At 42.9% G+C, this 14,984-nt stretch carries 9 protein-coding genes; 4 read left to right on the forward strand and 5 right to left on the reverse strand.

What is annotated here, in order from left to right; genetic code table 11:
- Positions 1–13: 13 nt before the first annotated feature.
- The 4 genes from IEY18_RS00995 (at position 14) to IEY18_RS01010 (ending at position 5,524) form a co-directional block, all read left to right on the forward strand.
- Positions 14–1,240 (forward strand): alkene reductase, encoded by a 1,227-nt coding sequence (locus IEY18_RS00995; RefSeq protein ID WP_188916947.1) that lies wholly within the window; start codon positions 14–16, stop codon positions 1,238–1,240.
- Positions 1,241–1,307: 67 nt separating this feature from the next.
- Positions 1,308–2,405: an alkene reductase gene (locus tag IEY18_RS01000; RefSeq protein WP_188916949.1), complete on the forward strand. Its 1,098-nt coding sequence runs from the start codon at positions 1,308–1,310 to the stop codon at positions 2,403–2,405.
- A gap of 522 nt (positions 2,406–2,927) precedes the next feature.
- The gene (locus IEY18_RS01005) at positions 2,928–4,085 is read left to right on the forward strand and encodes a BRCT domain-containing protein (protein ID WP_188916951.1); all 1,158 of its coding nucleotides are present in this window, start codon (positions 2,928–2,930) and stop codon (positions 4,083–4,085) included.
- 392 nt (positions 4,086–4,477) lie between these two features.
- Entirely contained in the window at positions 4,478–5,524 is a 1,047-nt protein-coding gene (locus IEY18_RS01010) for a DcaP family trimeric outer membrane transporter (RefSeq protein WP_188916953.1), read from the forward strand.
- A 1,035-nt stretch (positions 5,525–6,559) separates the two neighbouring features.
- Here the strand turns inward: IEY18_RS01010 and IEY18_RS01015 are convergent.
- From IEY18_RS01015 to IEY18_RS01035, 5 genes are all read right to left on the reverse strand, one after another.
- Positions 6,560–7,180 (reverse strand): response regulator, encoded by a 621-nt coding sequence (locus tag IEY18_RS01015; protein ID WP_188916955.1) that lies wholly within the window; start codon positions 7,178–7,180, stop codon positions 6,560–6,562.
- Between the two features lie 5 nt (positions 7,181–7,185).
- Positions 7,186–8,583 carry a cache domain-containing protein gene (locus tag IEY18_RS01020; protein WP_188916957.1) on the reverse strand — a complete coding sequence of 466 codons (1,398 nt, stop codon included), beginning with the start codon at positions 8,581–8,583 and terminating at the stop codon, positions 7,186–7,188.
- 517 nt (positions 8,584–9,100) lie between these two features.
- Positions 9,101–10,480 (reverse strand): cache domain-containing protein, encoded by a 1,380-nt coding sequence (locus IEY18_RS01025; protein WP_188916959.1) that lies wholly within the window; start codon positions 10,478–10,480, stop codon positions 9,101–9,103.
- Positions 10,481–10,717: 237 nt separating this feature from the next.
- Positions 10,718–11,074 (reverse strand): ribosome hibernation-promoting factor, HPF/YfiA family, encoded by a 357-nt coding sequence (hpf, locus tag IEY18_RS01030; RefSeq protein ID WP_188916961.1) that lies wholly within the window; start codon positions 11,072–11,074, stop codon positions 10,718–10,720.
- 478 nt (positions 11,075–11,552) lie between these two features.
- Positions 11,553–14,855, reverse strand: a complete 3,303-nt coding sequence (locus tag IEY18_RS01035) for a S41 family peptidase (RefSeq protein WP_229779686.1) — start codon at positions 14,853–14,855, stop codon at positions 11,553–11,555.
- Positions 14,856–14,984: the final 129 nt, after the last annotated feature.

The raw sequence follows: 14,984 nt of genomic DNA on the forward strand, positions 1-14,984 counted from the left end.
ACGAGCATTAACTATGTCTACACGCAATCAAACACCAACAAACCGGGAGAGTTTAACTAAGCCCTCAGCATCAGCACAGCCGATAAAAGACACGGCACAATTTACCTCGCCAACTAACCCACTGTTAGAGGAGATCACTCTAGGTCCTTATCAACTGACCAATCGCATTGTCATGCCACCGATGACTCGCTCACGAGCCTCTCAACCGGGTGATATTGCTAACACCATGATGGCAACCTATTACGGCCAACGTAGCTCCGCAGGACTCATTGTTAGCGAGGGCACGCAAATTTCACCAATGGGTAAAGGCTATGCTTGGACACCCGGAATTTACACAAAAGCACAAATAGAAGGTTGGCGCTTAGTAACCAATGCAGTGCATGCGAACCACGGGGTGATTTTTGCACAACTATGGCATGTTGGCCGTGTGACCCATAGTGATAACATCGGTGGTCAGAGCCCAATTTCTGCTTCAGCCCTTGCAGCAAACAAGGTGCAAGTTTTTGTAGATGATGGTCAAAACCAACCCGGCTTTGTGGATGTGAGTTTCCCCCGTGCAATGACAATTAATGATATTGCCAAGGTGGTTGCAGAGTTCAAGCAAGCAGCGCTCAATGCCATTGATGCAGGGTTTGATGGTATTGAATTACATGCAGCCAATGGCTATTTAATCAATCAATTTATTGATTCAGAAGCCAATCATCGCACCGATCAGTATGGGGGAAGCTTGAAAAACCGACTCCGATTTCTAGATGAAGTGGTATCCGCAGTTGCAGACGCCATTGGTGCTAAGCGAGTTGGCGTACGGCTAGCACCACTGACCACGCTAAATGGAACCGTTGATGCCACACCAGAGCAAACTTACACTGCCGTTGCGACAATGCTGAACCAGCACAAGGTGGCCTATATCCATATTGCTGAAGCCGACTGGGACGATGCACCACCGATGAGTAACGCATTTAAACAAACCTTGCGAGATGCCTATCATGGCGTAATGATTTACGCGGGAAAATATAATCTTAAACGAGCTCTAGATGCTTTAAATAATGGTTTTGCCGATATGATTGCATTTGGCCGTCCCTTTATTGCCAATCCCGATTTACCCCTTAGAATTGAACAGAATCAACCGTGGGCGACTCATGATCCACAAACTTTATTTGGCGGCAATGAGCAAGGGTTTACTGACTATCCAGCTTATGAGCAACTGCAAGGTCGAAGTGATGTGAACAGTGCGCAATAAACGACTAGCGACTGAAAATAAAACCAAAAAACAACCAAATTCGATTGACCAATTTAGGATTCATCCCATGCTATTTTCCCCATTTACCTTTGATGCATTTCAAACTAAAAATCGTGTTGTAATGGCACCAATGACCCGCTCTCGCAGTACGCAACCCGGCGACATTCCAAATCTATTAATGGCTGAATATTATCGCCAGCGCGCTTCAGCTGGGCTCATCATTAGTGAAGGAGTACCAGTGTCTGCAGTTGGCCGAGGCTACTCGATGACCCCAGGTATTTATACCGCAGAGCAAATAGCAGGCTGGCAGCAAGTTACCCAAGCGGTCCACGATGCTGGCGGCAAAATATTTGCCCAGCTCTGGCATGTGGGTCGTCGCAGCCATGAGCGTATTGCAGGGCAAGCCATCGTTGCACCATCGGCAATCAAAATTCCAGATCAAGTATACGGCCCGCTACCGGATGGTGGCTTCGGCATGATTGAAACTAGCCCGCCAAAAGCGATGAGCACCAAGGAAATTCTGGCCACTAAAAATGATTTTGTCCAAGCAGCCAAGAATGCGATTGCCGCTGGCTTTGATGGGGTTGAGATCCACGGTGCTCACGGCTACCTGTTTGATCAGTTTTTAAGAATTGCCAGTAATCAACGCACAGATGAATATGGTGGCTCCCTAGAAAACCGAATGCGATTGTTAGTTGACACGCTCGCAGCGACGGTCGATGCAATTGGGGCTAGTAAGGTGGCGGTGAGATTGTCACCAATGGTTACAGAAGGCGCCGCCAGCGAAGACCCTGAAATCGTAGCGCTCACCATGGCACTACTTCAGCAACTCGCGCCAATGCGGCTGGCTTATGTTCACTTTTCCGAGAATATAGGCAATTACTTACCTGTAACTACTGATTTTCGTCGACAAGTTCGCTCAGTTTACCCTCACCCTATTATGGTGGCTGGTAAGCAAACGAAACAAACGGCTCAAGCACTATTGCAAGATGGCTTGGTCGACCTCGTTGCTTTTGGCACACCCTATGTAACCAACCCAGATCTAGTGGAGCGAATGGCCAATGAACAACCGCTAGCAGAATTTGATTCTGATGCACGCTTAAGCCTATACGGTGGCGGTGCAGAAGGTTATACCGACTACCCAAGATGTTCTGCAAAACCATAGAGTTTTTAAACGTTCAGCAATACTCCCTTGCTTAAAGAGCTTGATTTTAAGCAAGGGAATTCATCGGCTATCCTTTTCAATCCATTTTATTACGCTGCTGGGCCAACATCCAAAAATATGTTGTCATGCATTCACCACGCTTGAATTAAAAATGAGCGCAATGAGCTTGCACATTCAACACACTATGCCATCCATATGCGCAACTAAAATCCGCGACATTATTTGAATTCACCTTGAGTATATCGCTGCAAATGAAACTGCATCCAAAACTAACAAAAGAGAATAATCCTTAACTTCGCTGTATCAGCTACACAGGATTTGATGCATTTAGCGCATCTAGTTAACAATCAAAAACACACTGCGAACCCGCCGGTTCACGTGTACAACCAAAACAAGATCCAGATCACAACGATGAATCATTCGTTTATCTAAAGTCGCTGAAAAAGCACATATATTTTTGCTTTGCTTACTCACCACCCAAAATGATGGGGACAGTTCGCTACACTGACACGGAGGTCACTGGTGCAATCATTACAGGTCGGATTTATTGGTCTTAACGAGACAACATTACATTCTTTAAGAACATTGGCTCAGCAAGCCGGTTACGCGCCAATGACACATATCTGCGATGAATTGCACCTCGTCTGTATTGGCCCGTTCGCAACTGAAGCAAACATTGAACATATTGAACGATTGAAGCTTGTAGCCATTGATGAACATGAGTTCTTAGCCCTCACTGCGACAACGCTCATCCCTTTATCACTGAGTGTTCGTTTGGAACACTACCGCAAACATAAACATCAAGCTTATCGACCTTCTCACGGACACCTTCAGCATGGGCTACGTTGCTTACATAACATTGCAGTCGGCATTTCAGAGTGCAATCAACTCTGTAACTATAATCAACTGCTGCTTGATATCTGGCTAAAGTGCGAGCCCCGCTATCGATTGAATAGCGAGTATCAAGAGCTTGTTAACTTTGTAGAAGACATTGTACTCACGCGATCGATTCAAGATAAAGAAATCGATGATTTACTTGAGCTTATCGAAGATCAGCTCGAGACCGTTCCTTTACTAGATCGTTACACCTGCAGAGGACATTCTGAATTTGTACAGTTACACCGAATAATCAGCAAATTTGAGTCTTACGCACCGAAAAACCATCACAATATAGTGGCACTAGAGCATTGGTATACAAACTATATGGAACACTTATATTCATGGCCTATGAGTGCGCTCACAAAAGATTTGCAAAAAATCATTAAAAGCAAAATGATTGAAGATGAAAGTAAGCATCGCCTTTTAGAAAAGCTAAAGTACTTGGGAGAATTTTCCCTGCCAAGCCAGTCTCATACCATTTCATTTGACACATGCAACCATATCGATATGGTTATTCCCCCAAATCAGGCGACAATCTGCTTTGTTGGCCACTTTGAATATGCCAATCGTTCTGCTTATGAAAAAAAAGCCATTGAAAGCGGCGCGCAATTGGCAAGACACCCTAGTGAGACAACACAATATATCGTGGTCGGCGGTTTAACCGATTTGTCCGAAAAACACAGTAGCTGGTACCGAAAAATTGAACGTTTAAGACAAAACGCTTTCACAGACAAAGGGTATCAAGTGGTTTCGGAAACGACTTGGCTAGCAGCATTAAAGTCCCATTTAAATATCGCCTAAATAGGTGTGTTTATATCGTGAAATCAGGGCTCCGCATGTCTTAATATAATAAAATTCTTATTTATAATTGCATCAAACGTGTTAAACACATATATTAAATAAAAGAAACAGCACTCACTCGTTATGTGATCTAGCGCAGGTTTAACTTCACAAAAATAATATTTACAACACATCCCAATTTATTAACATTATTTAACCTCAACAAAACCAATCTTTCTAAGTGTAAACACTTAGTCAATTTAAGTGAAAACACGGATAAAAAAAACATCATCAAAGCCATAAGGTTAGCTTTATAGAAGAAATAAGTTTGCAGAGGCAAAGTTAGATTAAAATCTGGCGCCTTTGTAAATAAAGAGCAACCAACTAGTAAAACACAATAAAAAGGCATATTGATGAACAAACTAACTAAAGCAGCAATCGCTGTAGCAGCATTAATGTCTGCGCCAACCTTCGCTGGTTATACCGTTCAAATCGATGACAACCAAAAGCTTACTTTTGGTGGTTACTTCAAAGCTGACGTTCGCCACGTAGCTGGTGACATTGGCTACCGTGATCTTTGGATCGGTACAGGCGGTTCAGCTCCTGATACTAACAAGACTCAAATCCACGCGAAAGAGTCTCGTTTCAACGTTAAGTATCAAAACGGCGACGTCACTGGTTTCCTAGAGTATGACTTCTACGGCGGAAATGGTAACAACAAAGTTTCTAACTCTTATAACCCACGTATGCGCCACGCATTCATCGCATACAAAAACTGGAAAGTCGGTCAAACTTGGTCAACTTTCATGCCACTAGCATCTATCCCTGAGTCACTAGACTTTGGTGGCCCACATGTTGGTCAAGTATTCATCCGTCAAGGTCAAGTACGTTACACCAATGGTGGTCTAGAGCTAGCTTTAGAAAACCCAACTTCTGCTGATGACAACCAAACAATCCCAGATGTTGTAGGTCGCTACACATTCAAAGGCGATTGGGGTCAAGTTGCTGTTGCTGGTCTAGCACGTACTTTTGATGACAACGGTGTTGCTGGTGCTGCTGACGGAACTCAGTTCGCTTATAGCGTACATGGTAAGTTCAAAACATTCGGTAAAGATGACCTACGCGTAGCATTCAACGCTGGTGCAGCTGGTCGTTATATCTCTCCAGGCCACAACGCTGGTGATGCAGTAGACGCTGATGGTGATTTACTAGAAACTATCGCTTATACCGTTGCTTACCGTCACTTCTGGACTAGCGACCTTCGCTCTACAGTGTACTACGGTCACTCAGAAGTTGAAGATTTAGCTGGCCCAGGTGTAGATACTGACCGCAACCACTACGCTGTTAACTTGATTAAGCAAGTGAACAAGTCTCTAAGCGTTGGTGTTGAGTTTGGTAACTACGAAGCTGAAGACAACGATTCAGACTACCTACAAGTATCTGTTAAGTACGCTCTTTAGTCCTTAGCCGAAACTGATTGAAGTGGCGCAGAATTCTGCGCCACTTATTATCAGAATAATAAACTGTTTAGCTCAGGCGTGAGATTAAATATCGCAAATTAAATCAACAGTATAAAGTAAAGCTCCAATAGTATTAGCAAGTTTAAATCAAGAATTAAAAAGTCACTTGAAGTGATAAGCGTAAAAATGAGTTAGCCCCGTGCATTGAATGCACATGAAAAGATTTAGAATTACAGTTCGATACGTTGGGATACGGTCGAGTTGTATCGCCCTCAGACCAGATATTAGAGGGCACGTTCGGATGAGATTGGACCTCATCGACATTTTACTCCCACCGCATAGCAGCCATGCTTTGCATTTTTACCTGGAGCTCTCAACCTATGGCTCCGGGTCTCTTTTTTAAATGGCCCCCACGTTTCGCCTTTTCAATTTCCAAATCATTCTCAAGACAAATATTAAATCGACTTAGCTTCACCAAACTTGCGCGCAATGCTCTCAATTAATCTTGTTTACAACCTATCAGTCCATTAAAAATTTGGCTAACTCGTCCTATAAGTTATCGCTTAGAATCGTCGATTGACCTGCTTAACTGACTGCTCAGATCAATTTCTCTTCGACAAAATCATTCACACTGAACATTTATAAACTCTTCGTCCCCCCAAGTTTTAAACAAGTATTTCAATAAAAGCTTGAACGTTGAAATTGGAGACTGACCGTAGAAACCGCTATATTCACAGCATGAACTCGAATGAATTAACTCCCCCCATATCTGCAACAACTTTCAAATAAACGCATTGAATACGCTTATTAAGAATAAGCTATAAAGCTTCACGGAAACAAAAGCGAATCAATCAACATATACAAAAGCAAGGTTAAACTAGAAGAGTAGAAGAGTAGAAGAGTAGAAGAGTAGAAGAGTAGAAGAGTAGAAGAGTAAACATTTCATAATCAGGTGCTTTTATAAAACGTGCCATCAGCCACATAATGGACGATGGCTACATCACTTCAAGCACCTCAATATGCACCGTGTTCAGCTTATCGGTCTAAGCCATGGTCTATCGCATAACGTACCAAACCCACGGTATTATCAATTCCCAATTTAATTTTTATATTGCGTTTATGGGTTTCGACGGTTCGCACACTCACGTTCATTTCTTGAGCGATGCGTTTATTATTCATGCCTTGGGAAATCAATCGTAACACCAACTGTTCTCGGCGCGTCACAATTCCACGCTGCTCACTAGCGAGCTCTCTCGATAAAATCTCAGTGACTTCAGAACTAAAGTAGGATTTACCACTTGCGACCTTCTTAATGGCTTGAATGAGCTCTTTTCCTGGCACATCTTTTAAGATATATCCATCGGCTCCATGGCGCATTGCTGCAACAATATACTCTTTGTTATCGTGCATACTTAACATCAACACTTTGCAGTCGATCTCTTGCTCTTTGATCAACTCTAGTACATACATGCCATCCATCTCTGGCATATTGATATCCATCAACACTAAATCAATTTCAATCGAGCGTAAAAGGTCTAACGCTTGGCGGCCGTTTTCAGCTTCAGTGACCACCTGGATTTCACTATCTAAGCTCAAACGATAGCGTAAGCCCTCTCTAAACATGGGATGATCGTCAACGAGGAGTACTCGAATCATTATTATTATCCTCCTTCATAAGATGTATCTGCATTGTAGCGTAGTTCGCTTTGGGGGATCCGCGCAATTAAGCTGGTTCCTTTACCGGATGCAGACTCAACTTTCAAAATACCATTGTAGAAACTTAAACGCTCTTTCATATTCCGTAAACCAATCCCTTCTAGGGGTTTACTGCATGAATCCACGCTTAAATAATCAAAACCTCGACCGTTATCAGCAATCTCTAATGTTAACCAGCCTGGTGACAGACATAAAGAGATGCGTACTTCGGTTGCGCCAGAATGACGCTCAATATTTGTCAGCGACTCTTGCGCGATACGGTATAAGGCACCACTAAGCTCGGTAGATACGATTTTTCGCACTGACAACCGCTGCACTTTGACCTCAATTCCCGTACGTAGAGAAAACTCACGTCCCAGCTCTTTCAGGGCAGCCCCTAGCCCATAGTCTTCAAGAATCCCTGGATGCAACTGATGTGAAATACTTCGTATATCTAGCATTATCTGACGGATCAGGGTAATCGCTTTATTCATATCTTCAGTAGAGTCACCACCGATTTCTAGCTTGAGCTGCGCAGTTTCTAAAGAGAAACGAGCTGCTGCAACGGTTTGACTCACACCATCATGAAGTTCGCGAGAAACTCGCTTGCACTCTTCCTCTTGGGTTTGGAAGATTCTCTCATTGAGCGCCCTTAACTTTATGTTCGCTAAGCGCTTCTCACTTATTCTGATGAACAGGCCCGCAATAAATACGGCGATGATCGATAAAATACCTATCAACAATACCATGAACGAGGTGTAACCAATATGGCGGGAAATTGATTTATTTAGAAGTTGGGTTTGTTCATCAATATCATCAATGTAAATTCCGGTACCGAACATCCAATCCCAATTGCCAAGCTTTTCTGCATAAGCAAGTTTCTTGCTCACTTCACCTCCTTTCGAAGGTTGATTAAAAAGATAATTTAAATATCCCCCCCCGTTTTCAGCTCGAGAGATTAAAGCTTGGATAAACTGCACGCCATTGCCATCATCAGCGTCATACCAATTCTTTCCAACACGCCATTCCTGTGCAGGCAATACAAGGCTATTGCCATCAAAATCATAGGCAAAGAAATAACCATTATCGCCAAAACGCATTTCAGCTAACATCGACTTCACTAGGGCTTGCGCTTGGGGTTGACTGACAGATTGATCCTGATGTAAATGTTTTAATGCACCGTTGGCGATTGATAAGTAGTTTTTTAATTCGTCTTTTCGATTATCGATAATGCTCTGCCGGTACACCTCAACGACATGATTAGATAATTCTCTGTATTGCATCTGCGTGACAATCAGCACTGCTGTGAGTGCTAAAACTAGAGGAAGTATCGTTACGATATGCAGCTTATGATTAATATTCATTACTCATGCCTTCAGCTTTTCTATCAAGAATCAATCTAGATCTGACAAGGCGCATATCTTAACAGCTAATCAACTTTGAGATTACTTGGGGCAGGGTTCAATTTTGATGACTTAATCAAAGATTCAGCAACTTGAGCTGACACAGATCACATTCTAATAAATCGGCATTCATCTCGACCAGCGCAATCATTCGCAAAAGCGATTAAAAATGGGAGAGCTAAAACAAAAAAGAACCTAAAAACAGGTATTATTTCAGCCCCGAATAAACCGATTCTAAGCCTCCACAGACGCTAAAGCTGCACCGTAATATGGCAATTTAGCATCTCTTTAAGTACAAACTCGCAAAATTATATAAGTAAAAACCCTTAAAAAAAGTTCATAATTCAGAAACAAATTGGAATTGCCATCAGCGAACGCCTTGCATAAAACACCAAGCGCAAATGAGAATGGATATCAAATATCAACTTTAATTCAATCATGACTTCGTACAATAAAACACAAGTTAGGGAGATGTTTACTACTCGTCACCATAGTATTTCAACTGGTTTTTTGGAATACGCGCAATAATACTCGTACCATGTGTGCGACTAGAGTTAATTGAAATTTGGCCATTATAAAAATGCAAACGCTCTTTCATATTTCTTAAACCAATTCCTTCACTTGGCTTGGCTGAGTGCTCATAGCTTTCATAATCAAAACCATGACCATCATCGTGTATTTCTAAGGTTAAACTGCCGCTAGATAAACTAAGAGAAATATTGACCTTCTTCGCTCCCGAATGCCGTTCAATATTTGTTAATGACTCTTGTGCAATTCTATACAAGGCACTACTAATTTCAGCAGAAAGGATCTTTCGAACGGATAACCGGTCTAACTTGACCTCAATCCCTGTTCTTTGAGAGAACTCATTGCCAAGTTCATTGAGCGCAGCACCTAAACCGTAATCTTCTAATATCCCAGGATGTAACTCATGTGAAATGCTACGAATATCTCGAACCGTTTGCTGCGTTAGATTTATCGCTTTATCTAATTCACTCGACGCATCATGACCGACTTCCAACTTCAGCTGTGCCGTTTCTAAAGCAAACCTCGTGGCGGCTACAGTTTGGCTTATACCATCATGTAACTCTCTAGAAACCCGTTTGCACTCCTCTTCCTGTGTACGAAAAATTCTTTGATTCAGTTCCCTGAGTTGTGAATTCGCGAGCTTACGCTCACCAACACGAATGTAAAGGCCTGCCACAAATACCCCTGTAACCGATAAGATACCGATAAATAACGTCGTCATTGACGTCCGGCTAATATGGTCTGCAAACGATTCATTTAATTTAGCGGTCTGTTCATCAATATCGTCAATATATACGCCTGTACCAAACATCCATTGCCAAGGTCCAACTTGCTCTGCATAGGCTAGTTTTTTAGCGACTTCGCCCTTTGATGGCTGGTTAAAAATATAATTGAGGTACCCACCACCGGACTGTGCGGCCTGAATTAGATCGCGGATCACCATCACGCCATGCTTATCTTTTAACTCTATCCAGTTTTCTCCCACACGCCATTCTTGTCCCGGCAATACCAAGGCTGTACCGTCATAATGGTAAGAAAAGAAGTAACCATCTTCGCCAAAGCGCATTTCATAGAGCATTTTTTTAACTCGCTCTTTTGCAATGTGGGTTGGTAGTTGTTCATCCTCAATCACGTGTTTGATCGCACCATTCGCAATCGAAACATAATTGGTCAGTTCTTCTTTGCGATGCTTTACCACACTTTCTCGGAATACATCTAATGCTTGTTCTGACAGCGCTTGATATTGCATCTGCGTGACATAAAGAACAGCAGTTAGCGCAATAATGACTGGAACAATGGTGATGATATGCAGTTTATGATTGATATTCATTCAGACAGCTCGTTATTAACAATCAAACACTTACTCAACAGTAGCAGCTCATAGTGAAATCGTCACATTTCGAACCACTAAATTTAATTCTCATTGATGATTTCTCACACAACTTAAAGCGCAGCGTATCACTTCATTGATGTTCAATTGCTAATTCATTTTCTCGTTTATGTGGGTATTTGGCGGGGGTCTATTACTGGTAAATATTTGAGCAGGGTTTCCCCTGCTCATTTTCATTTAAGTTAAATCCATTTCCTGAACAATCTCTGCAGCAATTTCTGGTGCAGTGCTTACCGGTTTTTGATGAAGGTCAGCTTTGAGTTGTCCCTTACGATGCTTTAGTGCCGCATCGAGTTTTTTGGCCGCTTGCGCAATTGCTGGATACATCACATCATCGCAGCCACGGGCTGATACTCGGACGCCCTCATAATTCGTGGTTAATTCCACTTCATACTGTTTATGATCTTTAGCAATGATAGCGTCTAGAGATATAAGTGATGGAAAGTGTTTTTCTATTTTGGAAAACTTTTCAGCGACATGTTCTTTAACTGAATCTGTAACATCAACGTGGTGACCCGAAAGATTTATTTTCATAGGTTTTCCTTTTCTGTGATTCTACAAATAGACCTTGATGACAGCAGCGTAACAACATAAAAACACACAAGTGCAATTCACACTGAGCGGCTTACTATGTCACGATTCTTTCGAATTACGAATGACGGTCCCTAAGACTTACATTTCGCGCTGTTGTTCCACAAAGCTACAATCACAGCATAGAGGGTTCACAATATGAATGCTAGTGAAACTATGCATACAATTGCTGGCCGGATCACTATCGGAATATATACAAGCTTAACCATTCCAAATCACAATTGTATTTTGTGAGTCACAACACAATGCTTGTGATTATTCTCAACAAATATGAATCAAGGGACTGTTTGATGAAACACATGGATAAGCAATGACCTAACCCTAGATGCCGCATTCGCCTGACATAAAAAAGGGTGCTATCAAGCTGGGAACCAAAACGCTTGATAACACCCTAAAACTTATAAACTCAATAATCCGTTCATTACAAACCTAAAGGACGTACATCTTTTGCCGCGCCATCACTTGGGATTGGCAAAGCCTTTAAAGGAGTAACTGGTGACGATTTAATTTGATTGGCTAAATAATCAAATGCAGCTTCAAGTTGTGCGTCTTTGCCTTGAAAGCTGGCATAGGGCAAATTATCGACTTCGATATTTGGACTGACACCTCGGCCTTCTATAATCCAACTCCCATCCATTGCATATTGTGGATATTCAGCAACCCGAGCCATTCCCTTATCAGTTAATCGATTACGACCAGATAACCAAACACCAGCTCCCGCAGTTTGTTTGCCGATCAACGGCGCAATACCAAGCGACTTAATGCCTGCAGCAAATGTCTCTCCATCTGAATAGGTCAGTTGATCAGTAAGTACAACTAGGTGGCCCCGATAAGTTTGCTGCATATTGCCACTGGCAGTACCATGGGTCGGCTGCCAAAACGCCCAGGTTTTGCGGAGTAGTTTCTCAATAATCCAACTATCAATATTGCCACCACGATTGCGTCGCACATCAATAATCAATCCCTGTTTATTTATATTGGCATAAAACTCACGGGCAAAATTAGCAATGTCTTTCGCGCCCATGGCATAAAGGTGCAAATAGCCCATTTTTTGATTGCTTAGATTAGCAACCTGCTGACTATTTAGGGTGACCCAATGACGATAGCGCATCTTGTTCGCCGCTTTTACAGTAACCGGCTCAGCGACCGTTTGATGTAAGTCTCGACCACGTTTTAGCGTGAGTAAGACCTGTTTTCCTGCTTGGTTACGCAATAAGCGAGTGACATCAGCCACCGTGCTCACAGGCTTATGATTAATCGCAACAAGTCGATCACCATTTTTGGCATCTACACCGGGTGTCGCAAGTGGGGAAGCCATCTGCGGTAGCTCAGGATCATCTTGGTAAATACTGCTGATTTTAACGCCTTTATCAGTTTGCTTTAACAATGCACCTAAACTTGCCGCTTTGGCAGTGTTTCCATCAACTGGCGAATCACCACCACGCACTTGTGAATGCAACGCATTAAGTTCTCCCATCATCTGCTTAAATATGTCATTCAGCTCATGACGATCAGTTAAGCGTGCAACCAATGGTAAATACTTTTGACGTAACTCAACCCAATTGGTGCCACGCATCTTTTTGTCGTAAAAAGAGTCCCGGTGCATTAACCAGGCATCATCAAACATTTGCGACCATTCAATTTGGGGGGTTACTTTGAGTTGCCATTGCTCGGTTCGCACCTTCGCTAGACTGAGATCCGTTGCGATTTTTTCACCAGCGTCAATAATTAAAAGTTCACGCCCCTTCTGACTATGCTTACGCACAAGCATTTTGCTTTGATCAGCAGACAATTGATAATCAGCAACATCTTCCGCAAAAGTATCGAGTTTAGGCTTGAGTGCATCGACCTTTAGAATTTTTAGACGTGGTGTTCCCGCTGCAGGATGCTCAATAAAAAAGAGCTTATCTTCAAGTACATTGAGCCGACTATAGTTACCGGAAACAACCGGCACCTGCCATAAACGCATCGACAAATTGTTCCAATCAATTTTTGCTAAATGGGGCTGAGATTTTTCATCGCCTTCCACCACCGTAGTTGTCAATTCATTTGGTTTTTTAAAGGGAAATGCCGCTTGCTCAGATAACGAAACCGCAAAAATTTGGGTTCTACGATTAAACTGAGGCCCCAAATTGCGATCTCCCCAAGGGGACGATGGCGTGGCATTGAATTCGCGATTTGATAAAAAATATAACCACTGACCATCTGAACTAAAGCTTGGAGAAAATGATTCATATTTGTCACTGGTAATCGCTTGCGTCCTTTTTTCTTTTACAGAATAAAGCACGATTTGACTGCGGCTATGACCGAGTTGTTGTTTGGTCAATGCCAAGAAGTTACTGTCAGCCGACCAAACTAGATCCGCGTATGGTCCAAGGCCTTCACCATCCGTAACAATCTTCTGTTGCTGCGACTTTTTCAAATCTAATAACCAAACGTTGCCGTCATAATCATCATGCGCTAAATAACGACCATCAGGAGATAAGCTTAGGCTCATGCGAAGCGTCTGCCCGTTATAAGTCAATTGTTTTGCTTCAGGTTGACCATTGGCAGGATATCGCCACACCTCTTGCTCACCACTGGCATCACTTATCGCATAGATCCATTGACCATCATGACTCATGAGTGCCGAGCGAATTCGGCTTTTGCCATCGCCAATCTCAACTAGACGCCGCCCATCGGTTGCTGCAATTGCCACATGACCTCGCGCCGTAATCACCGCTTGTTCGCCACTTGGAGATATTTGCGCATGTTCGACGTACTTCATGGGTTGTTGTACCCACTGTTCACGTCGCTGAGAAAAATCAGATACTAATGTCGTTGTTAACTTTTTTATCTGGTTTGTCTCTATATCCAAATGCTGTATGTCAGCTCCAAGCTGAAAAACGATACTGTCCCTATATAGTTGGGCGTCACGCACCTGCCAATCAACAAAGTGAGTATGCTGCTTGAGATCTTCTCCTGCATACGTCATTGACCAAATATTTGGATTACCGTCTTGATCGCTGACGAAAAACAATCGCGATTTGCCAGCCATAGGCTGCCGCATTGACCCTTCATGTTGCGGGGCTAAGCGCGTCGCCTCCTGCTGAGACCCCAATTGAAATCGCCATAACTCCCCTTTCGCACCACCACGATAAACCTTCGCGTTGTCTCCCGTTGCTTGAAGCCCAAACCGCGTAAAGAAAATGTTCTTTTCGGCATCATCAACCGCCCCCTCAATGGCATCAGCTAAGGGAATGTCAGCCACTTCCAATGTCTCTGGGTGCACCAACTTCAATACCCAACGATTGGTTGGGCCTTGAGCATTATCAGTGGCATACAATACGTGCCCACTTGGCGTCCACCCTTGTACACGTACTCGACTATTTTCGAAGCTCACTCGTTTCGCTTGCCCACCAGCAATGCCAATAACATAAGCCTCAGTGGTGCCTTCGTAGTTCGCCGAGAACGCAACCCATTTCCCGTTAGGACTAATCGCCGCATTCTTTTCTTCAGCGGCCAATGATGTTAAACGTTGTGCATGTGATTCATCTTGCGATTTTTTCCATAAATCACCTTCTGCCGTAAATACAAGCGTTTGCTCGTGCAAAGCTGGCATTCGATAGTAACCTTGCATATCGGCACTTTGAGGTGACTTAGCCACGACAAACTGTGAGTGAAGCGCACTCGATAACAAACTAAAAATCAGAGCATTTTTTAAAGATGAGCGAAAACGAGTCATAACGAGCCTTTCTAGTGAACGAGTCATTGTTCAAATCAACAACAAATAAAGCGATTCTGTAGCCTTTGAATCAGAAATGACAATTGCCACCATTCAAGTTCATGCTGGAAAGCCTATATAAACAGCTAC

Source organism: Shewanella gelidii (assembly GCF_014647855.1).
GTDB classification, from domain to species: Bacteria; Pseudomonadota; Gammaproteobacteria; order Enterobacterales; family Shewanellaceae; genus Shewanella; species Shewanella gelidii.

Coding starts and splice junctions, on each gene's coding strand:
- IEY18_RS00995 (WP_188916947.1), top strand. CDS start 14: ATGTCTACACGCAATCAAACACCAACAAACCGGGAGAGTTTAACTAAG.
- IEY18_RS01000 (WP_188916949.1), top strand. CDS start 1,308: ATGCTATTTTCCCCATTTACCTTTGATGCATTTCAAACTAAAAATCGT.
- IEY18_RS01010 (WP_188916953.1), top strand. CDS start 4,478: ATGAACAAACTAACTAAAGCAGCAATCGCTGTAGCAGCATTAATGTCT.
- IEY18_RS01015 (WP_188916955.1), bottom strand. CDS start 7,180: ATGATTCGAGTACTCCTCGTTGACGATCATCCCATGTTTAGAGAGGGC.
- IEY18_RS01020 (WP_188916957.1), bottom strand. CDS start 8,583: ATGAATATTAATCATAAGCTGCATATCGTAACGATACTTCCTCTAGTT.
- IEY18_RS01025 (WP_188916959.1), bottom strand. CDS start 10,480: ATGAATATCAATCATAAACTGCATATCATCACCATTGTTCCAGTCATT.
- hpf (WP_188916961.1), bottom strand. CDS start 11,074: ATGAAAATAAATCTTTCGGGTCACCACGTTGATGTTACAGATTCAGTT.
- IEY18_RS01035 (WP_229779686.1), bottom strand. CDS start 14,855: ATGACTCGTTTTCGCTCATCTTTAAAAAATGCTCTGATTTTTAGTTTG.